The organism is Mesorhizobium sp. WSM1343 (assembly GCF_055901535.1).
In genome coordinates this window covers 4,183,881-4,205,015 of sequence record NZ_CM148370.1, presented here as the reverse complement: position 1 = coordinate 4,205,015, position 21,135 = coordinate 4,183,881, and the positions used below count along the sequence as shown (strand labels likewise).

At 62.1% G+C, this 21,135-nt stretch carries 25 protein-coding genes; 12 read left to right on the top strand and 13 right to left on the bottom strand.

Going from position 1 to position 21,135, the window contains the following annotated elements:
* The first annotated feature begins 140 nt into the window (after positions 1 to 140).
* On the top strand, positions 141 to 317 hold the full coding sequence (locus tag AC0NIL_RS20575) for a hypothetical protein (RefSeq protein ID WP_013531844.1): 177 nt from the start codon (positions 141 to 143) through the stop codon (positions 315 to 317).
* Between the two features lie 44 nt (positions 318 to 361).
* Here the strand turns inward: AC0NIL_RS20575 and AC0NIL_RS20570 are convergent, their stop codons facing one another.
* The 9 genes from AC0NIL_RS20570 to AC0NIL_RS20530 all read right to left on the bottom strand — a co-directional run bounded on the left by AC0NIL_RS20570 (position 362) and on the right by AC0NIL_RS20530 (position 8,900).
* A complete protein-coding gene (locus AC0NIL_RS20570) occupies positions 362 to 1,513 on the bottom strand; it encodes a GGDEF domain-containing protein (protein ID WP_275953102.1) in 1,152 nt (383 codons plus the stop codon).
* A 115-nt stretch (positions 1,514 to 1,628) separates the two neighbouring features.
* On the bottom strand, positions 1,629 to 2,450 hold the full coding sequence (locus AC0NIL_RS20565; protein WP_127385406.1) for a DUF72 domain-containing protein: 822 nt from the start codon (positions 2,448 to 2,450) through the stop codon (positions 1,629 to 1,631).
* A 26-nt stretch (positions 2,451 to 2,476) separates the two neighbouring features.
* A complete protein-coding gene (locus AC0NIL_RS20560; RefSeq protein WP_224672857.1) occupies positions 2,477 to 2,947 on the bottom strand; it encodes a GNAT family N-acetyltransferase in 471 nt (156 codons plus the stop codon).
* A 40-nt stretch (positions 2,948 to 2,987) separates the two neighbouring features.
* On the bottom strand, positions 2,988 to 5,909 hold the full coding sequence (gene uvrA / locus AC0NIL_RS20555; RefSeq protein WP_473573367.1) for an excinuclease ABC subunit UvrA: 2,922 nt from the start codon (positions 5,907 to 5,909) through the stop codon (positions 2,988 to 2,990).
* Positions 5,910 to 6,622: 713 nt separating this feature from the next.
* Positions 6,623 to 6,919, bottom strand: a complete 297-nt coding sequence (locus AC0NIL_RS20550) for a hypothetical protein (RefSeq protein WP_275953101.1) — start codon at positions 6,917 to 6,919, stop codon at positions 6,623 to 6,625.
* Positions 6,920 to 7,007: 88 nt separating this feature from the next.
* Entirely contained in the window at positions 7,008 to 7,613 is a 606-nt protein-coding gene (locus tag AC0NIL_RS20545) for an ATP-dependent Clp protease proteolytic subunit (RefSeq protein WP_013531838.1), read from the bottom strand.
* Between the two features lie 20 nt (positions 7,614 to 7,633).
* Positions 7,634 to 8,125, bottom strand: coding sequence for an SRPBCC family protein (locus AC0NIL_RS20540; protein ID WP_275953100.1), 492 nt, complete (start codon positions 8,123 to 8,125; stop codon positions 7,634 to 7,636).
* The gene (locus tag AC0NIL_RS20535; protein ID WP_013531836.1) at positions 8,122 to 8,436 is read right to left on the bottom strand and encodes an ArsR/SmtB family transcription factor; all 315 of its coding nucleotides are present in this window, start codon (positions 8,434 to 8,436) and stop codon (positions 8,122 to 8,124) included. The genes AC0NIL_RS20540 and AC0NIL_RS20535 overlap by 4 nt, the downstream gene beginning before the upstream one ends.
* 44 nt (positions 8,437 to 8,480) lie before the next feature.
* A complete protein-coding gene (locus AC0NIL_RS20530; protein WP_346016433.1) occupies positions 8,481 to 8,900 on the bottom strand; it encodes a cupin domain-containing protein in 420 nt (139 codons plus the stop codon).
* Positions 8,901 to 9,083: 183 nt separating this feature from the next.
* Here AC0NIL_RS20530 and AC0NIL_RS20525 point away from each other — a divergent pair, with 183 nt between their 5' ends.
* Positions 9,084 to 9,605 (top strand): single-stranded DNA-binding protein, encoded by a 522-nt coding sequence (locus tag AC0NIL_RS20525; RefSeq protein ID WP_024503512.1) that lies wholly within the window; start codon positions 9,084 to 9,086, stop codon positions 9,603 to 9,605.
* A gap of 135 nt (positions 9,606 to 9,740) precedes the next feature.
* Positions 9,741 to 10,166 (top strand): OsmC family protein, encoded by a 426-nt coding sequence (locus tag AC0NIL_RS20520; RefSeq protein WP_127367750.1) that lies wholly within the window; start codon positions 9,741 to 9,743, stop codon positions 10,164 to 10,166.
* Between the two features lie 33 nt (positions 10,167 to 10,199).
* Here AC0NIL_RS20520 and AC0NIL_RS20515 read toward each other — a convergent pair whose 3' ends face one another.
* Both AC0NIL_RS20515 and AC0NIL_RS20510 read right to left on the bottom strand, forming a co-directional pair.
* The gene (locus tag AC0NIL_RS20515; RefSeq protein WP_013531832.1) at positions 10,200 to 10,829 is read right to left on the bottom strand and encodes a MarC family protein; all 630 of its coding nucleotides are present in this window, start codon (positions 10,827 to 10,829) and stop codon (positions 10,200 to 10,202) included.
* Positions 10,830 to 10,989: 160 nt separating this feature from the next.
* On the bottom strand, positions 10,990 to 11,520 hold the full coding sequence (locus tag AC0NIL_RS20510; protein ID WP_275953098.1) for a hypothetical protein: 531 nt from the start codon (positions 11,518 to 11,520) through the stop codon (positions 10,990 to 10,992).
* An 86-nt stretch (positions 11,521 to 11,606) separates the two neighbouring features.
* Here AC0NIL_RS20510 and AC0NIL_RS20505 point away from each other — a divergent pair, with 86 nt between their 5' ends.
* The gene (locus tag AC0NIL_RS20505; protein ID WP_473573365.1) at positions 11,607 to 12,431 is read left to right on the top strand and encodes a helix-turn-helix transcriptional regulator; all 825 of its coding nucleotides are present in this window, start codon (positions 11,607 to 11,609) and stop codon (positions 12,429 to 12,431) included.
* Positions 12,432 to 12,651: 220 nt separating this feature from the next.
* Positions 12,652 to 15,453 (top strand): DNA gyrase subunit A, encoded by a 2,802-nt coding sequence (gene gyrA / locus AC0NIL_RS20500; protein ID WP_013531829.1) that lies wholly within the window; start codon positions 12,652 to 12,654, stop codon positions 15,451 to 15,453.
* Positions 15,454 to 15,522: 69 nt separating this feature from the next.
* Here gyrA and AC0NIL_RS20495 read toward each other — a convergent pair whose 3' ends face one another.
* On the bottom strand, positions 15,523 to 15,675 hold the full coding sequence (locus tag AC0NIL_RS20495; protein WP_081714296.1) for a hypothetical protein: 153 nt from the start codon (positions 15,673 to 15,675) through the stop codon (positions 15,523 to 15,525).
* 322 nt (positions 15,676 to 15,997) lie between these two features.
* Between AC0NIL_RS20495 and coaD the strand changes: the two genes are divergently transcribed.
* The 7 genes from coaD (at position 15,998) to tgt (ending at position 20,587) form a co-directional block, all read left to right on the top strand.
* Complete coding sequence (gene coaD, locus AC0NIL_RS20490; protein WP_013531827.1) at positions 15,998 to 16,498, top strand: pantetheine-phosphate adenylyltransferase; 501 nt, start codon at positions 15,998 to 16,000, stop codon at positions 16,496 to 16,498.
* A 109-nt stretch (positions 16,499 to 16,607) separates the two neighbouring features.
* The gene (locus tag AC0NIL_RS20485) at positions 16,608 to 17,102 is read left to right on the top strand and encodes a peptidylprolyl isomerase (protein ID WP_244506973.1); all 495 of its coding nucleotides are present in this window, start codon (positions 16,608 to 16,610) and stop codon (positions 17,100 to 17,102) included.
* Between the two features lie 40 nt (positions 17,103 to 17,142).
* A complete protein-coding gene (locus AC0NIL_RS20480) occupies positions 17,143 to 17,655 on the top strand; it encodes a peptidylprolyl isomerase (RefSeq protein ID WP_473573363.1) in 513 nt (170 codons plus the stop codon).
* A gap of 12 nt (positions 17,656 to 17,667) precedes the next feature.
* Entirely contained in the window at positions 17,668 to 18,117 is a 450-nt protein-coding gene (locus AC0NIL_RS20475) for a DMT family transporter (RefSeq protein WP_013531824.1), read from the top strand.
* Complete coding sequence (queA, locus tag AC0NIL_RS20470; protein WP_063172082.1) at positions 18,117 to 19,205, top strand: tRNA preQ1(34) S-adenosylmethionine ribosyltransferase-isomerase QueA; 1,089 nt, start codon at positions 18,117 to 18,119, stop codon at positions 19,203 to 19,205. Before AC0NIL_RS20475 ends, queA begins: the two co-directional genes overlap by 1 nt.
* Entirely contained in the window at positions 19,195 to 19,464 is a 270-nt protein-coding gene (locus AC0NIL_RS20465; protein WP_013531822.1) for a hypothetical protein, read from the top strand. Before queA ends, AC0NIL_RS20465 begins: the two co-directional genes overlap by 11 nt.
* Entirely contained in the window at positions 19,457 to 20,587 is a 1,131-nt protein-coding gene (tgt, locus tag AC0NIL_RS20460; protein WP_013531821.1) for a tRNA guanosine(34) transglycosylase Tgt, read from the top strand. Before AC0NIL_RS20465 ends, tgt begins: the two co-directional genes overlap by 8 nt.
* A 4-nt stretch (positions 20,588 to 20,591) precedes the next feature.
* Here tgt and AC0NIL_RS20455 read toward each other — a convergent pair whose 3' ends face one another.
* A complete protein-coding gene (locus tag AC0NIL_RS20455; protein ID WP_063167942.1) occupies positions 20,592 to 21,011 on the bottom strand; it encodes a DUF4864 domain-containing protein in 420 nt (139 codons plus the stop codon).
* Positions 21,012 to 21,135 lie beyond the last annotated feature (124 nt).

Below are 21,135 nucleotides of genomic sequence, written 5' to 3'. Positions count from 1 at the left end.
GCTTCCGTATCAGTCTGGTTATCGCAGATCGAGGACCACAGCCAATGCCGGGCAAGTTTCACGCAAGCAAGGCTGCCTAGCTTCCCTCCTGCGATCTCTGTCGTTCAAACGCGTTTGGGCACACAGGCTAAGGGACAGCCATGGAACGTTACGTCGAGGATTACCAGAAGCGGCGGCTTACCGAACGCGTCGACATCATCGCTGCCATCAATATCTTGAGATCACAGGGCTGCGACTACGACGATCTGATCGAGGAGATCACCAAGGTCTTCTATGTCGATCTCGATACCTTCAATGAGATTGTCATGGCGGCCTAGGAGCCGCATTCGTCTCCCCACGATCAGAGGCCGGTGTTGCGCGATTAGCTTGCGCGCCTGAACGGAGACGCGGTGACGCGGTTACGGCCTCCGCGCTTGGCGTCGTAGAGCGCCTTGTCGGCGGCGTTGAGCACCTTGTCGAAGCCGAGGCCTTCCTTGGTGCCGAAAGCAAATCCGGCACTGACGGTGCATATCAGCGAGCCTGTCTCGGTTTCGATGCGGTGCGCGGCGAAAGCTGCCCGTATGGCCTCGGCGGTGGCCTCCACCGTTTCGGGCAAGGTCCGCTTCAGCACCAGCGCGAACTCCTCGCCGCCCATGCGCGCGGCGACGTCGGCCGGGCGGCGATTGCTGGCGAGTTCCCGTGCAAACACCCTCAGCACTTCATCACCGGCGGCGTGGCCGAATTCGTCGTTGATGGCCTTGAAGTTGTCGAGATCGAAGACGACCACCGCCGTGAAGGCGCCGACCGGCGCATCGCCGTGCAGGTCGAACAGGGCGCGGCGGTTGAGCAGGCCGGTCAGCGGGTCGGTCAGGGCATTGTGGCGGTGATGCCGGGCCAAGCGTCCCTGATTCAGGGCCAGGGAAAGCGCTCCAATCCCGGTCATGCTGGCGATGACGATGATGAGGCTCAGTTCCTCGGCCCAGTTGCTTGGCGCATGTCCAAGGATCAGCTTTCCATCCAAGGCTAAAACCATGGCGCAGAGAGCGAAGGATGCGGCCGTGGCAGAATAGAGCGCGGTGATACCGATCGTCAGGGCAGGGGCTTCGTCGCGGCCCTTCCAGTATTCGACCGCCGTTGCGAACAGAAGCAAGGCGGCGAAGGCATTTTCGAACATGAAGCCCAGCCCATCATAACCTAGGGCCATGGGAGGCAACGTCACGGCCAGCGAAATGGCGCTGCCAAGTACAGTTCGGGGCACTGGCGAGCCGCCGGTTCTGAACTGGTAGGCCGCGCCTAGCATTGTCGAGAAACCGAGCAGGAGGAAAGCCAGCGTGGCGATGCCCAGCAGGCGCCCGGGCATGTCGATATAGGCGTCATAGACAAAAATATCGCCGACCACGAACACCAGGCTGATCGCCCATGTCAGCAGGAATTTCTCCGAGCGAGCGGTCAGCCACATGCCGAACAATGTCAGGCTCAGGCAGGCCGCGGAAAAACCGACAGCCAGGAGAAGTGAAGTGTAGTCGAGCGACATGCCCCTCGTCCTTGCCCGTGGCGGCCCAGATCTGCGACTGGTCTGGCTGAATTCATGCAGCAAGGAGGTATCGATAAGGTTACGACGGTGGCGAAGATGCCATGATTCCGCTGCGTCAGGGAACCGGTTGACCCTGGTCCACTCGCTTCATCAGTGCCATGGCGCCGAACGGCGCGCGCACCTTGCCCTCGGTGATGAAGTAAACGAACACGTCGCGCGGCTTGACCGGCGCATCGGTGGCGGGGTCGGCGCGCCGCAGGTCGGCCGGCTGCTTGCCTTGCGCCCAGGTCTTTACCCGCGCGGCCCATTCATCGAGGCCTTTCGGCGTATAGCAGTCGGGATTGTCATCGCTGCCGGTCTGCAGTCGGGCGTAGACGAAATCGGCGGTGATGTCGGCGATATCAGGATATTTGGCATGGTCGGCGTAGACGATCGCGGCCTTGTATTTTCGGGCAAGTGCTGCGAATTCCGGCACGACAAAACTGTCGTTGCGGACTTCGAGCGCATGGCGCAGCGCAACGCCGTCCTGCTTTTCCGGTAGCAGCTTCAGGAAGGCTTCGAAATCGTCCGGATCGAATTTCTTGGTCGGCGCGAACTGCCACAGGATCGGCCCGAGCTTTTCGCCGAGCGCCGCCACGCCGGAGCCAAGAAAGCGCATCATCGATTCGCCGGCCTCGCCCAGCACGCGCCGGTTGGTAACGAAGCGGTTGCCCTTCAGCGAATAGACAAAGCCGTCCGGCGCTTCGCTGGCCCATTTGACGAAGGTCGGCTCCTTGAAGCTGGAATAGTAGGTGCCGTTGACCTCGATGCTCGGCACCTGGCGAGTGGCGTAGTTCAACTGCTTGGCCTTGGAAAGCTTGTCGGGATAGAAGGACGTATCCCAGGGTTCGAAGGTCCAGCCGCCCATGCCGGCGCGGATTGTTCCCGATGTGCTCATTGTCATCCTCCCAATGCAGAAAAAGATCAGGCCGCGGTAATCTCATCGACGGTTTTGATCATGTCGACGAGCACCCATCCTGGCCGGTAGGGATTGGGCCGGCGACCCGTTTCGTGGAAACCATAGGCAAGATAGAGCGCAATGTTCCGCTCCATCCTGGCGTTGGTGTAGAGCCGCACTTCTGGCAGACCCCAGAGATGGGTCTGCTCATCCGCGTGTTTCAGCAGCGCAATGCCGAAGCCCTTGCCTTGAAAGTCGGGGGAGACCGCGACGGAGAAGATCATCGCGTGGTCGTCATGTCGCTCCAGCGCGATCAGCCCGGCAAGCTCGCCGCCACTTTCCAGCAACCAGACCTCGCCGCGCGCGATGCGCGGCGCATAGTCCTCGGTGACCGGGATCGGCGGCGCGCCGAACAGCGCGATGTAAGGTGCATAGGCCGCTTCCGTCAGCGAGACGACGGTTTGGAGATCACCGGCAAGCGCTCTTCTGATTGTCATTCAAAAGCTCTCCAGAGCTCTCCAGGCGCCAACCGGTCGATCACTCCGCCGCTTCGCGTTTGCCTCCGGGACGTCGCTCCAGAAGCTCCTTGAGGAACTGGCCGGTGTAGCTGCGTTTTTCGCGCACGATGGCTTCCGGCGTGCCGGAGGCGACCAGTTCGCCGCCGCCGTCGCCGCCTTCGGGGCCGAGGTCGAGCACCCAGTCCGCGGTTTTTGTCACTTCGAGATTGTGCTCGATGACCACCACCGTGTTGCCCTGGTCTACCAGTTCGTGCAGCACTTCCAGCAGTTTGGCAACGTCGTGGAAATGCAGGCCAGTGGTCGGCTCATCCAGGATGTAGAGCGTCTTGCCGGTCGCCTTGCGCGACAGTTCCTTGGCGAGCTTGATGCGCTGCGCCTCGCCGCCGGACAGCGTTGTCGCCTGCTGGCCGATATGGATGTAGCCGAGGCCGACCTGCTTCAGCGTGTCGAGCTTGTCGCGCACGCCGGGCACGGCGGCGAAGAAATCGACGCCTTCCTCGACCGTCATGTCGAGCACGTCGGCGATCGACTTGCCCTTGAACAGGACATCGAGCGTCTCGCGGTTATAACGCTTGCCGTGACAGACGTCGCAGGTGACGTAGACGTCGGGCAGGAAGTGCATCTCGATCTTGATGACGCCGTCGCCCTGGCAGGCCTCGCAGCGGCCGCCCTTGACGTTGAACGAGAAGCGTCCCGGCTGATAGCCGCGCGCCTTGGCCTCCGGCAGGCCAGCGAACCAGTCGCGGATCGGCGTGAAGGCGCCGGTATAGGTGGCCGGGTTTGAACGCGGTGTGCGGCCGATCGGCGACTGGTCGATGTCGATGACTTTGTCGAGGAATTCGAGGCCCTCGATGCGGTCGTGGTCGGCCGGATGTTCGCGCGAGCCCATGATGCGTCTCGAGGCGGCCTTGAACAGCGTCTCGATCAGGAAGGTCGACTTGCCGCCGCCGGACACGCCAGTGACGGCGGTGAAGGTGCCGAGCGGGATTTCGGCGGTGACGTTCTTCAGATTGTTGCCGCGCGCGCCGACGATCTTTATGCGGCGGTTCTTCTTCGCTTCACGCCGCACGCCGGGCGTCGCCACTTCGAGCGCGCCCGACAGATATTTGCCGGTGATCGAATTGGGATTGGCCATGACCTGCTGCGGCGTGCCCTGGGCGATGATCTCGCCGCCATGGATGCCGGCGGCCGGGCCCATGTCGACGACATAGTCGGCATGCAGGATGGCGTCCTCGTCATGCTCGACGACGATCACCGTGTTGCCGATGTCGCGCAGGTGCTTCAGCGTATCGAGCAGGCGCGCATTGTCGCGCTGGTGCAGGCCGATCGACGGCTCGTCCAGCACATAGAGCACGCCGGTCAGGCCGGAGCCGATCTGCGATGCCAGCCGGATGCGCTGGCTCTCGCCGCCCGACAGCGTGCCGGAATTGCGCGACAACGTCAGATAGTCGAGCCCGACATCGTTGAGGAAGCGCAGCCGTTCACGGATTTCCTTGAGCACACGCACCGCGATTTCGTTCTGCTTGTCGTTGAGCGACGCGGGCAGGTCGGTGAACCACTGGTCGGCCTTGCGGATGGAAAGCTCGGTGACTTCGCCGATGTGCCTGCCGGCGATCTTCACCGCCAGCGACTCGGGCTTCAGCCGATAGCCCTTGCAGACCGGGCAGGGTGTGGCCGACATGAAGCGCTCGATCTCCTCGCGCATCCAGGCGGATTCGGTCTCTTTCCAGCGCCGCTCGAGATTGGGGATGACGCCTTCGAAAGTCTTCGTCGTCTTGTAGGAGCGCAGGCCGTCATCATACTGGAAGGTGATCTCGCGCTCGCCGGTGCCGCGCAGGATGGCTTCCTTGGCCTCTTCGGTTAGATCCTTGAACTTGTCGCCGAGCTTGAAGCCATAGGCCTTGCCCAATGCCTCCAGCGTCTGCGCGTAATAGGGCGAGGTCGACTTCGCCCACGGGCTGACGGCGCCGTCGCGCAGCGAGATGTTTTCATCCGGCACGATCAGATTGCCGTCGATGGCGCGCTGGCTGCCGAGACCGTCGCAGGTCGGGCAGGCGCCGAACGGATTGTTGAACGAAAACAGCCGCGGTTCGATTTCCGGAATGGTGAAGCCGGAGACCGGGCAAGCGAACTTTTCCGAGAACAGGATGCGCTCATGCGTCTCGTTCTTCGACTTGTTGACCGAATCCTCGCCGGTCTGGCTGGAATCGAGCGGCTTGTCGGCGAATTCGGCGACCGCCAGCCCATCGGCCAGCTTCAGCGCCGTTTCGATGGAATCGGCAAGCCGAGTCGCGAGATCGCCGCGCACGACGATGCGGTCGACGACGACATCGAGGTCATGCTTGTACTTCTTGTCCAGCGCCGGCACGTCGGCGATCTCATAGAAGACGCCGTCGACCTTGACGCGCTGAAAGCCCTTCTTCTGCAGTTCCAGCAATTCCTTGCGGTACTCGCCTTTGCGGCCGCGCACCATCGGCGCCAGGATGAACAGGCGCGTGCCTTCCTCGATCGCCAGCACGCGGTCGACCATCTGCGAAACCGTCTGGCTCTCGATCGGCAGGCCGGTGGCCGGCGAATAGGGGATGCCGACGCGCGCAAAAAGCAGGCGCATATAGTCGTAGATCTCGGTGACGGTGCCGACCGTCGAACGCGGGTTCTTCGATGTGGTCTTCTGCTCGATGGAAATGGCAGGCGACAGGCCGTCGATCTGGTCGACGTCAGGCTTCTGCATCATTTCGAGGAATTGCCGCGCGTAGGCCGACAGGCTTTCGACGTAGCGGCGCTGGCCCTCGGCATAGATCGTGTCGAAGGCAAGCGATGACTTGCCGGACCCCGACAGGCCGGTCATGACGATCAGGCTGTCACGCGGCAGGTCGAGATCGACATTCTTCAGATTGTGTTCGCGCGCCCCGCGAATGGAAAGATATTTATGGTCGGCCATAGCCGGTCGCCGCCTCAGAATCTGGAATTTCCTGGAATGGCGGGTTTTCCCGGCCATCCCCTATGTAGGTAGTTTTGCCGCCACGTCGAGAGACGCCACAATTCCCGACAAAAGCGTTTAAGCGTCTTTCGCGTGAACGGGCAAGCGGAAAGAACAAAGGCCGAACACGCTCCTGACAAAGCTGTGCAAAACTGACTTGTACGTAACCTCCCGACGATCACGTTTTTCGGTAACCGGCTATTGATAGTTGACGCGGGCAACCCAGGAGCGCAGTCTCCGGAAGTCAACGAAGCCGGCCGTCTTTCGATGGCCTCGCCGCCCAAAGGCGGCCTGTGAGACGCCGCAGGCATTTGCGATTTGTGCTTCGAATTGACAACAATCGCAACGGACAGAGGAGCGGAGCTATGACGCCACCGGATCGTCCCCTAGGGTTCCAGTTGTCACTGGAGCCGCGGCAGGCATAAGTGCCAGGGTTTAGCGTCTGCGCCACCCGGCAAACCGTGACCTGCCATATCCCCTAAAAATCAGAGACTGCTAGTCGGATCGTCGGCCGAACGCCGCGGTGCATCCGAAATCAAACGCCGGCAGTACACTCCCGGCAAAGTTGGATTTGAGATCCAGAAGGCCCCGTCCGTTTGCCCAAGGCACGGCGGGGCCGTTTTATGTGGGGAACGCTCATTTCCGCGCGCACTCAGTGACGCGTCCGCGCGCACTCAGTGACGCGGCGGCCCGATCGAGCCGGCGCCGACATCGACGGTGATGCTGCCGGAAATCCTGACATCCGTATCGCCGATCTTGAATGTGCCGTTCTCGCCGGCCGGCAGCGCATCGTCCGGCTCGCGAGCCGGCTTGGCGATGCGGTAGTCGCCGGTCACGCCGGGCAGGGCGCTTTTTTGCGTCGACGGCGAACTGTCCTCTGCAAGAGCCGCGCCGCTCAGGAGGCTGGCAAATGCGAGCACCACGACGGCGATGACGGGGCGCAGTGGTCTGGAAGGATGAGTGTCGGCCATCCCAGGACTATAGTGGCGCGCCGCCGATGGAACCAGACCGGCATCGTCAAATCTTCGGCAGCCGGCCGGACTCCGCTCCGGCCCTGGCTTACGCCGCCTTTTTGCGCGTGTCGAAAACATGGTCGACGATGCCCCATGCCTGCGCCTCGCGGGCGGTCATGAAGTGGTCGCGGTCCAGCGTGCGCTCGACCTCTTCATAGGTACGGCCGCAATGCTGCGCGTAGAGCTCGGTCATGTGCCGTTTCGTCCTGCCGATGCGCTCGGCATGTCGCTGGATGTCGGAGGCCTGACCCTGGAACCCGCCCAGCGGCTGATGCAGCAGGATGGTGGCGTTCGGCAGGGAAATCCGGCGCCCCGGTGTGCCTGCCATCAGCAGGAACGAGCCCATCGAAGCGGCAAAGCCCATGCATACGGTCGACACCGGACAGCTGATATATTGCATCGTGTCGTAGATGGCGAAACCACTGGTCACCACGCCGCCCGGCGAGTTGATGTAGAGCGAGATCTCCTTGTCCGGATTGTCCGATTCCAGCGACAAAAGCTGCGCGCAGACCAGCGCCGAGATGTCGTCGTTGATCTCGCCGTTGATGAAGATGATGCGCTCGCGCAGCAGCCGCGAAAAGATGTCGAAGGCGCGTTCGCCGCGGCTCGATTGCTCGATGACCATCGGCACCAGACTGGCAACACCGCTCATTTTTCTTCTCCGATTTTCTATTATGCCGCGCGCAGAAGGCGCGGGGCGTTCGCGGCGATGGGCTTTCCAATTGCGCGCAAACCGAGCGAAAGACGGCAGCCGGCGCTTGCCATGGCGATGGCAGGCATGGCCTTGCGGGCAAAGCCGTCATGGACGACACGCAGATGCGTGCCGCCGGAAACGGTCCGGGCAAGTGTGAAGGTGACGGTACTGTCGAGCGGATCCTGCCTGGCTGCGTCGCCCGGCTGCTCCCGCCAGGAATAGCGCAGCAACTTCTCGGGTTCGGCGTCGAGGATTTCGCATTCGATCGGCGCGCCCGTCCCGGCGAAGGCAAAACGGTTGCCGATCTCGGGTCTCATGTCGTTGGGCATCATCCAGGCGGCGAGCAATTCCGGTACGGTCAGGGCCCGCCAGACCTTTTCCGGCGGCTCGGCAAGGTCGTACTCGAACTCGAGCGCATCCGGAGAGACTTCGCGATGGCTTTCGTCGGCCATTGATCCCCTGTCGTTCATTGATCCATGTCCTTCAAAACCGCCTTCAGCCTTTCGATGCGTTCCGGCCAGAAAGTCCGGTAGCGTTCGATCCAGGAGAGCAAGGGAGCGAGCCCCTGCGGATCGGCGCGGTAATAGGCGTTGCGGCCGGCTCGCCGCTCGACCACCAGGCCTGCGCCACGCAGGACGGCCAAATGCTGCGACACCGCGGGCTGCGACACCGTCATACCGGTGCGCAATTCCGACACGCTCATCTCGCCTGCGGCTAGCCGCTCAAAGACGGCGCGGCGCGTCGGGTCGGCCAGTGCGCGAAAAATCTCTGCTTCGATCATGTCAAAAGCATAAGTGAATACTTATTTATTTGGCAAGCACTGTTTTACGAGATTGTCGGAAGCCAGCGTCTCACCATTCCGGCAGGCCCATCGAACGTCGCCTCGAAAATCGGCGACGCAAGGACGGCGTGGATGTGAAGCGTTCCAGTGCCGGCGTTCTTGAACCCGTGTTTCCTGTTCGCGGGGACAACGAGAGACTGGCCCGATGTCACGACTGTATGCTCATCGTCGATCCACATCTCAGCCCTACCGGCGATAACGGTCAGCACTTCCTCCACGGGATGCCAATGCGTTGGGGCGCCGACCGTGGGCTTGACCCATTGCTCGAATATGCAAAGTTGCGATGCACCATTGCTGGCCGACACATGCATGCGTGTTTCCACACCTGCTCGCCATTGCTCGCGCTGCTGGTCCTCATGTGCGACAGACTTCATTTGATCGCCCCCGGTCAGATCCGATTTCATGGAAATTTCCGGCCGGGACACTACATCTTGCTGACAAACATTGACAGAACGTCATCTGCACCATAGAACGAACAGGGAACAAAAACCTTGTGGGTAAAGGCAGCCACGGCAAGCGGCTGACGCCTGCAGCCTGTAAGGTGCTGCGACAAAAAAATTTGTCTCGGATGAGCGCGGAGAAATATCATGGCGGGTAGCGTCAACAAGGTCATTTTGGTCGGCAACCTCGGCGCGGATCCCGAAATCCGTCGCCTCAACTCGGGCGAGCCGGTCGTCAACATTCGCATTGCGACGTCGGAAAGCTGGCGTGACAAGAATTCCGGCGAGCGCAAGGAAAAGACCGAATGGCACAACGTCGTCATCTTCAATGAGGGCATCGCCAAGGTGGCGGAGCAGTATTTGAAGAAGGGCATGAAGGTCTATGTAGAGGGCCAGCTGCAGACGCGCAAATGGCAGGACCAGACCGGCGCCGACAAGTACACGACGGAAGTCGTGCTGCAGAAATTCCGCGGTGAGCTGCAGATGCTCGACGCGCGCGGGCAGGGTGAAGGCGGCCAAGTCGGCGGCTATGCCGGTGGCGGCAGCAGCCGTGGTTCCGATTTCGGCCAGTCCAGCCCGAGCGAAGGCTTCAATCGCGGTGGTGGCGGTGCCAAGAGCGGCGGCGGTGGCGGTTCGTCGCGCGAACTGGACGACGAAATCCCGTTCTGATCGCAACAGCAGATGTTGTTTTTGGCTTAAGTCAAACATTGCGCCCCGAGAGTCCCTCATGGACTTTCGGGGTTTTGCATTGTCGAACTGAACGCCGACATGGCGATCAACGAAATATGGCGAAGGACGAGTTCGATGAAAGCACGCGTAAAATGGGTCGAGGAACGCACCTTCGTCGGCGAGTCCGGTAGCGGCCACAAACTGGTGCTGGGAACCGCGCCCGGACCGGAAGGCAGGACGCCGGGACCGAGCCCGATGGAGCTGGTGCTGATCGGCACCGGCGGCTGTTCGGCCTATGATGTCGTGCACATCCTCGAAAAGGGGCGCGAGGCGGTCGAGGACTGCGTCGTCGAGCTCGAGGCCGACCGGGCGGAAACCGAACCCAGAGTGTTCACCCGCATTCATATGCATTTCGTCGTCAAGGGCAGGCAACTCTCCAGCGACAAGGTGAAACGCGCGATCGACCTTTCGATCGAAAAATATTGCTCGGCCTCCGCGATGCTTGCCAAGACCGCCACGATTACCCACGATTTCGAGGTCGTCGACACGACGGCGAGATAGAGCCGGCTTCGAGATTCTCGCCGCGTCAGCCTGTCAGCCCGCTATCAGCGCCTTGATGCCGTCGGCGACGAATTGCACGGCCAGTGCTGCCAGGATGACGCCGAGCAGGCGGGTCAGGATCGAGCGGCCGGTCTGGCCGAGGATGCGGTCTATGCGTTCCGACAGCACGAACACCAGATAGGTGATGGCAAGGCAGACGAAGATGATGCCGACCAGCGCCGCCTGCGCCGCAAAGCCTTGAAAGGAACCTGAGAGCAGCACAGTTGCCGAAATGGCGCCGGGACCCGCGATCAGCGGGATTGCCAGCGGGAAGGCGGCGATGTTGTGGATCATGTCCTTGGTGATGGCGACGTCGCCGATCTTCTCCTTGCGGTCCTGCCGGCGCTCGAACACCATTTCGAAGGCGATGAAGAACAGCAGGAAGCCGCCGGCGACGCGGAAAGCCGGCAGCGTGATGCCGAACACCGACAGGATCGAGGCGCCTGCAACCGCAAACAGCGCCATCACCAGGAAACCGATGATCGACGCGCGGACGGAAACCTGCTGACGCTCCTCGCGATTCATGCCGCGCGTCACGGCGAGGAACAGCGGCGCCAGGCCGGGCGGATCGATGGTCACGAGAATGGTGACGAAGGCGTTGAACAGGCTGTCGAAACTCGGCATCTCTGACCCTCCCGCCGGGCCGTGCCCGTACCAGGATAATTGGTAGAGCAAAGCCCGTTCGGTGGGAACTGTTCGTGAGAAAGTGGTTGATGCCGGCGGGACAGCGGAGGGCGCAAAGGGTCGCGACGCCTTTATTCCGGGCTGCTGCATTCTTCGGCGATCAAACCGCTCGGCGCGCCAGGAACTCGACCTCCAGCCGCCATGTCGCGCCATTGTCGTGCGAGCGCTCGCCCAGCCATCGGAAAGAGTTTTCGGTGATGCGTGAAAAGCCCCAGCGTACTGAGCTGCCGGTGCCGTCGGCGCCCACTTGCACGATCGTGTCACCCTCGGCGCGGCCGAGCTGGCGGCTGAAATACTGGTTGGGCGGGTCGCTCCAGAAGATGTGCCAGGCATCCGCGCCGGGATCATAGACGCGCAGCGTCGTGCCATAAAAAGTCCATTTGCCGAGCGAGGGCTGGGAACCAGTGTCCCGCGCGGGCAGGATCCAGACGTCCTGGATCGCCCGGCCTTCCAGTACCCAGCCGAAATGCACCTCGCCACGCCCTGTCAGCACCGTGCCGTCCTCGAGGTGGCGCGAGGCGTCGAAAGTCCAGGCGCCGACGAAGCGGCCGTAAAGGCTCAGTTTTTCGGCAAGGCCTTCGATCGGTCCAGGGCTATGCAGGGCATCGGCAAACGAAGATTGATCGAACATGGTTGTGGCCTCTTCTTGTCAGGAGACTGGGAGGGAATAGGCGGTTACGAGGTTCTGGGCTTGGGAAAAATTGCTATATTCCGGTCATGACAGCGACCACGCATACGCTCGCATCCGGACCCGGCTGGCATGTGGCGGATGTGATCTGCACGGCTAGCGCCGGCGACCGGCCGTTCGAGGAAGCGCATCAGGATTTCTGTGTCGCCGCGGTCACTAGCGGCACGTTTCGCTACCGTGCCCAGCAAGGCACGGCGATGCTGGCGCCTGGCGCGCTCCTGCTCGGCAATCCCGGCACATGTTACGAATGCGGGCACGAGCATGGCAGCGGCGACCGTTGCCTCTCGTTCCATTTCCGGCCGTCCTACATGGAACGGATCGCGGCTGGCGTGCCGGGCGCCAGGAAGCTGGCCTTCGAGGCGGCGCGCCTGCTGCCTTTGCCGGTCCTGGCGCCACTCCTGGCCGAGGCGGAAACCGCTCGCGAGATGGCCGACATCGACGCTTTCGAGGAACTTTCCCTGCGCATGGCCGGTGCTGCCGTAGCTACAGCCTCCGGCGCTACGCATGTCAGGCGCGCGCCGAGCCGCCGCGATCAAAAACGGGTTGCCGAAGCTGTGCGGCGCATCGAACTCGATGCAGACGGGCCGATCTCGCTTTCAGCACTTGCCGATGAGACGGCGACCAGTCCGTATCATTTCCTGCGCATCTTCCGACAGGTCGCGGGCATGACGCCCTACCAATTCCTGCTCAAGACGCGATTGCACAGGGCTGCGGTGCGGCTGCGCATGTCTGACAATGCGGTCTCTGCGATAGCCTTCGAGGTCGGCTTCAACGATCTGTCGACCTTCAATCGTCGTTTTCGACGGATCATGGGGGAGACGCCGGGCCAGTATCGCAGCCGCCCTGGCGCATAGGTCGTTTCTGCTTGGTGAATCGGCCCGGTGCACCGCAAGGCAGACACGCAGGCTTTTGCGTCAGGGCGGTGAAAACCGCCTTGGCCATATCGTCGCAATCATCGGTATCCATTTGAAATTACCATCAAAAATGACACTGGAAAAGTGCCGTGAAGGTTGGAGTTTCGGGCTTGCTTCCTATATAAGCACCAAGTGATTCCTGATTAGATTGTGATCCGATTTGACCGACCAGAAGACACCGCGCGGCGCCGACGGCGGCCCCACCGGCATCGAGCCGATATCCATCGTCGAGGAGATGCAGCGCTCCTATCTCGATTACGCCATGAGCGTGATCGTCAGCCGTGCGCTGCCGGACGTGCGCGACGGCCTGAAGCCGGTGCATCGCCGCATTCTCTTCGCCGCCCATGAGAGCGGCTACCATTGGAACCGCAAATATGTGAAGTCGGCGCGTCCTGTCGCCGACGTGATGGGTAAATACCATCCGCATGGCGATGCTTCCATCTATGACGCCTTGGTGCGCATGGCGCAGGACTGGTCGTTGCGCGTTCCGTTGATCGACGGGCAGGGCAATTTCGGCTCCATCGACGGCGATCCGCCTGCGGCGATGCGCTACACGGAAGCGCGGCTGACCAAGGTCGCGCACGAGCTCCTGGAGGATATCGACAAGGATACCGTCGATTTCCAGGACACGTATGATGCTTCCGGCAGCGAACCCAAGGTTCTGCCGGCACGTTTTCCCAACCTTCTGGTCAATGGCTCGGGCGGCATCGCCGTCGGCATGGCGACCAACATCCCGCCGCACAATCTCGGTGAAGTCTGCAATGGCGCCATCGCCATCATCGACAATCCGGCGATCGACCTGCCGGCGCTGATGGAGATCATTCCTGGCCCTGATTTTCCGACCGGTGGCATCGTGCTTGGCCGTTCGGGCATCTACAGCGCCTATTCGACCGGCCGCGGCTCCATCGTCATGCGCGGGCGCGTCAACATCGAACAGCGCGGCAACGACCGCGAGTCCATCATCATCACCGAAGTTCCCTACCAGGTGAACAAGTCGTCGATGATCGAGAAGATGGCTGAACTGGTGCGCGACAAGCGCATCGAAGGCATTTCCGATATCCGCGACGAGAGCGACCGCCAGGGCTACCGGGTCGTCATCGAGCTGAAGCGCGACGCCGTTGCCGACGTCATTCTCAACCAGCTCTACCGCTTCACGCCACTGCAGACCTCTTTCGGCGCCAATATGGTGGCGCTGAATGGCGGCAAGCCGGAAGTGATGAACCTGACCGATATGCTGAAGGCTTTCGTCGCCTTCCGCGAGGAGGTGATCACAAGGCGGACGAAGTTCCTGCTGCGCAAGGCGCGCGATCGCGCCCATGTGCTGGTCGGTCTCGCTATCGCAGTCGCCAACATCGACGAAGTCATCAAGCTGATCCGCACCGCGCCGGATCCGCAGACGGCGCGTGAGCAGTTGATGGAGCGGCGCTGGCCCTCTGGCGATGTGGAATCTCTGATCCTCCTGATCGATGATCCACGCCACCGGATCAACGAGGACGGTACCTACAATCTGTCCGAGGAGCAGGCGCGCGCCATCCTCGAGCTGCGCCTGCAGCGCCTGACCGCGCTCGGCCGCGACGAGATCGCCGACGAGTTGAACACGATCGGCGCCGAAATCATCGATTATCTGGACATTTTGTCTTCCCGCGCGCGCGTCCAGCAGATCGTCAAGGACGAGCTTGCCGCCGTGCGCGACGAGTTCGGCACGCCGCGCCGCACCGAGCTCACCGACGGCGGTTCGGACATGGAAGACGAGGATCTGATCCAGCGCGAAGACATGGTCGTGACGGTGAGCCATTCCGGCTACATCAAGCGCGTGCCGCTGTCGCTCTACCGGGCGCAGCGCCGCGGCGGCAAGGGCCGCTCCGGCATGTCGACCAAGGAAGAGGATTTCGTCACCCGGCTGTTCGTCGCCAACACCCATACGCCGGTGCTGTTCTTCTCCTCGCGCGGCATCGTCTACAAGGAAAAGGTCTGGCGGCTGCCGATCGGCAATCCGCAGTCACGCGGCAAGGCGCTGATCAACATGCTGCCGCTGGAGCAGGGCGAGCGCATCACCACCATCATGCCGCTGCCGGAGGACGAGGCCAGTTGGGGCGAACTCTACGTGATGTTCGCCACCACACGCGGCACCGTGCGCCGCAACGATCTATCCGACTTCGTCCAGGTCAACCGCAACGGCAAGATCGCCATGAAGCTGGAGGAAGAAGGCGACGAGATCCTCGGCGTCGAAACCTGCACCGACAAGGACGACGTGCTGCTGACCGCCAGTTCCGGCCAGTGCATACGCTTCTCCGTCGGCGACGTGCGCGTCTTCCAGAGCCGCAATTCGGTCGGTGTGCGCGGCATAACCATGGCCGAGACCGACCGCATCATCTCGATGTCGGTGATAGAGCATGTCGATGCTTCGCCGGCGGAACGCGCCGCTTACCTGAAGCGCGCGGCGGCGGAGCGGCGGCTTGCCACGGAAACGGCCGGAGAAGAGGAAGAGATCGCGCTGACCAATGAGGAGATCGGAGAGGAGACAGAGCTTTCCGACAGCCGATACGAAGAACTCAAGGCGCACGAACAGTACGTGCTGACGGTGACCGAATTCGGCTACGGCAAGCGTTCGTCGTCCTATGATTTCCGGCTGACCGGACGCGGCGGCAAGGGCATCCGCGCCACCGACGTGTCGAAGGCGGCCGAGATTGGCAGGCTGGTGGCGACCTTCCCGGTCGGCAATGACGACCAGATCATGCTGGTGTCGGACGGCGGCACCGTCATCCGGGTGCCGGTCAACGGCATTCGTTTCGCCAGCCGCGCCACCAAGGGTGTGACCATCTTCAACACGGCTGAAGGCGAAAAGGTGGTTTCGGTCGAGCGGATCTCTGAACCGCAAGCGGACGAAGAAAGCGAAGAAACCGTCGAGGGCGGTGCCGATGCCGCTGCGGCGTCTGACGCCGGTCCGGAGGGTGCGGACTAAGTCCGGCACCCAGGTTTTGACATGGCAACGCCGGCCAGCTGGCCGGCGCGGCAGCAAGTCCAGGCTTTATCAGTAGTGGCGATATGGCTTACGCGGGCCGAAGCCTTCGAAGCGCTTGGTGTTTGCCTTGACGCGGATGCGTTGTGCCTCCTGATGCAGCCCAAATACGGTGGCGATCAGCATGGCGACGGTCATTGCGGTGGCGAGCATGTAGATCAGCATGTGCGTGTTCTCCTGCGCCTAACAACGGATAGATGGGATTTTGGTTTCATCTAATTAAGGTGCAACCTAGTGAACGCTGCGTGAAGGCTTCGTGATCAGCGTGTTCATCTGTCGTTCATGTGCCGGAAAAGGTTCACGGCCGGCGCGCCGATCGGATTTGCCTTTGCGAGAGAGGCTCGTTAGAGCCTGTTCCATCTTGGTGGACGGAAGATGGAACAGGCTCTAGCTTTCATTTGAGCATGATCTCTAGGACAAACGAAAAACCGTTTGTCCGCAAAAACCGGTTTCCACTTTTTGGGATCATGCATTAGAAGCACCTGCCATGACCGAACGCATCGCCCTCTATGCCGGCTCCTTCGACCCGCTGACCAACGGCCATCTCGATGTGCTGAAGGCTTCGCTGGCCGTGGCCGACATCGTCTATGCGGCGATCGGCATCCATCCGGGCAAGCAGCCGCTGTTTTCCTTCGAGGAGCGGGTGAAGCTGATCGAGACGGCGGCGAAGGCGGAATTCGGCAGCGATGGTGCCCGTATCAAGGTCGTCGCCTTCGACGGGCTGGTCATCGACGCCGCCAGGAAGCACGGCGCCTCGATCATGATCCGCGGCCTGCGCGACGGCACCGACCTCGACTATGAGATGCAGATGGCCGGCATGAACGAGACTATGGCACCTGAGTTGCAGACGGTTTTTCTGCCCGCCAGCCCGTCCGTGCGCACCATTACCGCCACACTTGTCCGCCAGATTGCCTCTATGGGAGGCAACATCCGCCCCTTCGTGCCGGCGGCGGTTGCCGGTGCGCTCACTGCCAAATTCGCGAAATAAGATTCCGGAGATAGATATGCAGCTGAAAAAGCTCGCCTCGTTCCTCGTTGTGCTTGCCGGCCTTGTGACCGCATCGGTCTCGGCCTTCGCCGCCGACCCGGAAAACACCATGATCATCACGCTGAAGGACGGAGACGTCACCATTGCGCTTCGGCCCGATCTGGCGCCAAAGCATGTCGAGCAGATCAAGAAGCTGGTGCGCCAAGGCGCCTATGACAACGTCGCCTTCCACCGCGTCATAGACGGCTTCATGGCGCAGACCGGCGACGTCAAGTTCGGCAATATGAAAAAAGGTTTCAGCGCCGAGGCCGTCGGCACCGGCGGTTCCGACCTGCCCGACCTGCCCGCCGAATTCTCGCAGACCGAACATTACAAGCGCGGCGTGGTCGGCATGGCCCGCTCGCAGGACCCCAATTCGGCCAATTCGCAGTTCTTCATCATGTTCGCTCCGGCACCGCCGCTCGACGGCCAGTACACCATCGTCGGCAATGTCGTCAGCGGCATGGAACTGGTGGATCACATCAAGAAGGGCGACCAGGCGGATAACGGCACGGTCTCCGACCCCGACCGGATGATCAAGGTGCGCATCGCCGCAGACAAGTAAAATTGTCAAATAACTCTGTTTTCTCAAAAGGATATCTGACATGGCCGAAATCAAGGACCGCGAGAACGCGCTCATCATGGAAACGACCAAGGGCACGGTCGTCATCGAACTTTTCCCCGACCTGGCGCCGGGCCACGTCTCCCGCATCAAGGAACTGGCTAGGGAAGGCGCCTATGACGGCGTGGTCTTCCACCGCGTCATCGAAGGCTTCATGGCCCAGACCGGCGACGTCAAGTTCGGCAATTCGAGCAAGCCTTCCTTCGCGCCGTCCCGTGCGGGCATGGGCGGCTCTGAGAAGCCGGACCTGAAGGCCGAATTTTCCAACGCCAACCATGGCCGCGGCACCTGCTCGATGGCCCGTTCGCAGAACCCGAACTCGGCCAATTCGCAGTTCTTCATCTGCTTCGACGACGCCGCCTTCCTCAACCGCCAATACACGGTCTGGGGCCAGGTCATCGAAGGCATGGACAATGTCGACAAGATCAAGCGCGGCGAGCCGGTGCAGGATCCCGACAAGATCGTGTCGCTGAAGGTCGCGGTCGACGTCAAGTAAGGGCAAACGACAATGATGGGCGTCGTCTGGTCGCTTCTCGGCATCCTATCCGGCGCCTTCATTGCCATTCAGGCGCCGATCAATTCGCAGCTGGCGCGCGGCCTGGGTCTCCCGGTCGCGGCGGCTGCGTTTTCGTTCCTGTCGGGCGCGATCGTGCTCGGCATTATCTCCGTTACGGTGGTGAAGCTGCAAGGCATCTCGCTCGACTGGAAAGCGCCGGCGCCCTGGCTGTTCGTGGCCGGCGGCATGCTCGGCGGTTTCTATGTCACGCTGTCGACGATCCTGACGCCACGCATAGGTGCTGCCGCGCTGATGGCGTTTCTGGTCGCCGGCCAGTTGCTGGCCGGCATGCTCATCGACCGCGTCGGCTTCCTCGGCGTCGCGGTGCGTGAAATCTCGCTGGGACGCGTTGCCGGCGCGGTGCTGCTCTTGGCCGGAGCGCTGCTCGTCCGGCTCTACTGATGCGCGTCGATGTCTTTGACTTCGACTTGCCGGAGGAGCGCATCGCGCTCCGCCCGGCGCAGCCGCGTGACAGCGCCAAGATGCTTCTGGTCAAGCCCGGCGAAGGGCTCGAGGACCGGACGGTTGGCGACCTGCCGTCCTTGCTCAGTGCCGGCGACGTGCTGGTGTTCAACGACACCAAGGTCATTCCGGCGCAACTCAAAGGCATAAGGCGGCGGGGCGAGGCGACGGCGCAGGTCGAAGCCACGCTGCATATGCGCATGGCGCCGGACCGCTGGCTGGCCTTCATGCGGCCGGGCAAGCGCATTGCCGCCGGCGACCGCATCCATTTCGGCCATGACGGCAATTCCTGTTTCCTCGGTCAGCTCGACGCCACGGTGATCGAGAAAGGCGAGGGCGGCGAGGCGCTGCTTGGCTTCGATCTGTCGGGGCCGTTCCTCGACGAGGCGCTGCACGCGGTAGGCCATATTCCGCTGCCGCCCTATATCGCCTCGAAACGCGACGACGACGAACGCGACCGGGCCGATTACCAGACCATCTATGCAAGCGAGGAGGGCGCCGTCGCGGCTCCGACAGCGGGCCTGCATTTCACGCCGGAGCTTTTTGCAGCGCTTGACGCCAAAGGCGTCGAACGCCGCTTCGTCACCTTGCATGTCGGCGCCGGTACGTTCCTGCCGGTCAAGGCGGACGACACCGCCGACCACAAGATGCATGCCGAGACCGGGTCGGTCAGCGAAGCCACTGCGGACGCCCTGAATGCCGCAAGAGCAAGGGGCGGGCGCATCGTTGCTGTCGGCACGACCTCGCTGCGTCTGCTGGAGAGTGCGGCGCGTGAGGACGGTACTCTGGCTGCGTGGTCCGGCCCGACCGATATCTTCATCACGCCCGGCTACCGTTTTCGCACCGCCGACATGCTGATGACCAATTTCCATCTGCCGCGCTCGACTCTGTTCATGCTGGTTTCGGCCTTCAGCGGCCTCGACACGATGCGCGCGGCCTATGCCCATGCGATCGAGAACCGTTACAGATTCTATTCCTATGGCGACGCAAGCCTGCTTTTCCGAGCGGAGACGAGCGATGGACGATGATCTGCAAGCCTTTGACCGCGATGCGCTGATCGCGGAAGTGAAAAAACTGCGCGCCGGCATTCGCCAGCACCGCGATTCCACCGGCCATGAATTGTGCTGGCATCACCCCGATCTGTGGGACCTGCTGCCGGAAAAAACCGAACCATCGATCGCCGTGCCGCCCTGGCCAAAATTCATGCGCGGCTGCATCCACTACCGCCAGTCGCTCGACAAGCAGGCGCCGGACGCCCCGGTCCACGACAAGGAATTCAATGGCTAAGCAGTTCAGCTTCAAGGTTCTGGCAATCGACGGCAAGGCGCGGCGCGGCGTGATCGACATGCCGCGCGGCGAAATCCGCACGCCGGCCTTCATGCCGGTCGGCACCGGCGGTACCGTCAAGACGATGTATATGGACCAGGTGCGCGGCGTCGGCGCCGACATCATCCTTGGCAACACCTACCATCTGATGCTGCGGCCAGGCGCCGAGCGTGTGGCGCGGCTCGGCGGCTTGCATGAATTCGCCCGCTGGCCGCATCCGATCCTGACCGACAGTGGCGGTTTCCAGGTAATGTCGCTGTCGAAGCTGAGAAAGCTGACCGAAAAGGGCGTCACCTTCCGCTCGCATATCGATGGCGCCGCCTACGAGATGTCGCCGGAGCGGTCCATCGAGATTCAGGGGCTGCTCGATTCCGATATCCAGATGCAGCTCGACGAATGCACGGCGCTGCCGGCCGAAATGAAGGAGATCGAGCGCGCCATGGAGCTGTCGCTGCGCTGGGCCGAGCGCTGCAAGACGGCGTTCGGCGACCAGCCGGGCAAGGCGATGTTCGGCATCGTGCAAGGCGGCGACAACGCAGCGCTGCGGGTGCGATCGGCGCAGGCGCTGAGCGCGATGGAGTTGAAGGGCTATGCGGTCGGCGGCCTGGCCGTCGGCGAACCGCAAGCGGTGATGCTCGAGATGCTCGACATCACCTGTCCGGAGCTGCCTGATAACAAGCCGCGCTATCTGATGGGCGTCGGCACGCCTGACGATATCCTGAAGTCGGTGGCGCGCGGCATCGACATGTTCGACTGCGTGATGCCGACACGGGCCGGCCGCCACGGCCTTGCTTATACAAGGCGCGGCAAGGTCAATCTGCGCAACGCCCGCCATGCTGACGATCCGCGCCCACTCGACGAGGAAAGCGACTGCCCGGCCGCCCGTGACTACTCACGCGCCTATCTGCATCATCTGGTGCGCTCGCAAGAAGCGCTCGGCGCCATGCTTTTGACGTGGAACAACCTGTCCTACTACCAGAAACTGATGCAGGACATCCGCGCTGCGATCGAGGCTGGCACCTTCGAGGCGCGCGGCGCCGAGATCACCGAGGGCTGGGCGAGGGGCGATATCCCGTTGCTGTAAGGCCTCAAGTGCTGAGCGAATTCGAGGCGCGCAGGCTGCAGCCGGTGATCTGGAACGTGCCGTCGGGCTGCTGCTGCAGCGTATAGACCGCCTCGTAATCCTTGCCATCGGGGCCGACGATCAGCACCTGCTGGACGATCGAACCCGGACCGGTCTCCTCGACCTTGCCGAAGGAATAAGTCTGCGGCTTGCGCACCGGCGGATAGCCGTTGGTCACCATGTTCATGAAGGCATCGACGGTCGGGAAGATCCGCTTCACATTCGGGGCGGCGAAGCTGTAGGCGGTGGCGCCATCATTGGCGATGAGGGCCTTTAGCTGACCGTCGATGACGGACTGGCCTGCCTTGATCTCGGCATCGCCGGCCAATGCCGACGACACGCAGAGGAATGGAACGACTGCGAATGCGAAAAAGGCGCGGCGCATGGCCTGTCTCCGTTGTCCCGCGAAACATCTTCCCTTGAAATGGTGCTGTCCGAAGACGCATCATAACATACGCTTGGCAGCGCATCGCGGTTTCAGCGATCGCGAATAATCGCTGGCGCTCGGC

Excerpts from the sequence above, each read along its gene's own strand:
- AC0NIL_RS20575 (WP_013531844.1), top strand. The coding sequence starts at position 141 with ATGGAACGTTACGTCGAGGATTACCAGAAGCGGCGGCTTACCGAACGC.
- AC0NIL_RS20570 (WP_275953102.1), bottom strand. The coding sequence starts at position 1,513 with ATGTCGCTCGACTACACTTCACTTCTCCTGGCTGTCGGTTTTTCCGCG.
- AC0NIL_RS20565 (WP_127385406.1), bottom strand. The coding sequence starts at position 2,450 with ATGAGCACATCGGGAACAATCCGCGCCGGCATGGGCGGCTGGACCTTC.
- AC0NIL_RS20560 (WP_224672857.1), bottom strand. The coding sequence starts at position 2,947 with ATGACAATCAGAAGAGCGCTTGCCGGTGATCTCCAAACCGTCGTCTCG.
- uvrA (WP_473573367.1), bottom strand. The coding sequence starts at position 5,909 with ATGGCCGACCATAAATATCTTTCCATTCGCGGGGCGCGCGAACACAAT.
- AC0NIL_RS20550 (WP_275953101.1), bottom strand. The coding sequence starts at position 6,919 with ATGGCCGACACTCATCCTTCCAGACCACTGCGCCCCGTCATCGCCGTC.
- AC0NIL_RS20545 (WP_013531838.1), bottom strand. The coding sequence starts at position 7,613 with ATGAGCGGTGTTGCCAGTCTGGTGCCGATGGTCATCGAGCAATCGAGC.
- AC0NIL_RS20540 (WP_275953100.1), bottom strand. The coding sequence starts at position 8,125 with ATGAACGACAGGGGATCAATGGCCGACGAAAGCCATCGCGAAGTCTCT.
- AC0NIL_RS20535 (WP_013531836.1), bottom strand. The coding sequence starts at position 8,436 with ATGATCGAAGCAGAGATTTTTCGCGCACTGGCCGACCCGACGCGCCGC.
- AC0NIL_RS20530 (WP_346016433.1), bottom strand. The coding sequence starts at position 8,900 with ATGAAATCGGATCTGACCGGGGGCGATCAAATGAAGTCTGTCGCACAT.
- AC0NIL_RS20525 (WP_024503512.1), top strand. The coding sequence starts at position 9,084 with ATGGCGGGTAGCGTCAACAAGGTCATTTTGGTCGGCAACCTCGGCGCG.
- AC0NIL_RS20520 (WP_127367750.1), top strand. The coding sequence starts at position 9,741 with ATGAAAGCACGCGTAAAATGGGTCGAGGAACGCACCTTCGTCGGCGAG.
- AC0NIL_RS20515 (WP_013531832.1), bottom strand. The coding sequence starts at position 10,829 with ATGCCGAGTTTCGACAGCCTGTTCAACGCCTTCGTCACCATTCTCGTG.
- AC0NIL_RS20510 (WP_275953098.1), bottom strand. The coding sequence starts at position 11,520 with ATGTTCGATCAATCTTCGTTTGCCGATGCCCTGCATAGCCCTGGACCG.
- AC0NIL_RS20505 (WP_473573365.1), top strand. The coding sequence starts at position 11,607 with ATGACAGCGACCACGCATACGCTCGCATCCGGACCCGGCTGGCATGTG.
- AC0NIL_RS20495 (WP_081714296.1), bottom strand. The coding sequence starts at position 15,675 with ATGCTGATCTACATGCTCGCCACCGCAATGACCGTCGCCATGCTGATC.
- coaD (WP_013531827.1), top strand. The coding sequence starts at position 15,998 with ATGACCGAACGCATCGCCCTCTATGCCGGCTCCTTCGACCCGCTGACC.
- AC0NIL_RS20485 (WP_244506973.1), top strand. The coding sequence starts at position 16,608 with ATGATCATCACGCTGAAGGACGGAGACGTCACCATTGCGCTTCGGCCC.
- AC0NIL_RS20480 (WP_473573363.1), top strand. The coding sequence starts at position 17,143 with ATGGCCGAAATCAAGGACCGCGAGAACGCGCTCATCATGGAAACGACC.
- AC0NIL_RS20475 (WP_013531824.1), top strand. The coding sequence starts at position 17,668 with ATGATGGGCGTCGTCTGGTCGCTTCTCGGCATCCTATCCGGCGCCTTC.
- queA (WP_063172082.1), top strand. The coding sequence starts at position 18,117 with ATGCGCGTCGATGTCTTTGACTTCGACTTGCCGGAGGAGCGCATCGCG.
- AC0NIL_RS20465 (WP_013531822.1), top strand. The coding sequence starts at position 19,195 with ATGGACGATGATCTGCAAGCCTTTGACCGCGATGCGCTGATCGCGGAA.
- tgt (WP_013531821.1), top strand. The coding sequence starts at position 19,457 with ATGGCTAAGCAGTTCAGCTTCAAGGTTCTGGCAATCGACGGCAAGGCG.
- AC0NIL_RS20455 (WP_063167942.1), bottom strand. The coding sequence starts at position 21,011 with ATGCGCCGCGCCTTTTTCGCATTCGCAGTCGTTCCATTCCTCTGCGTG.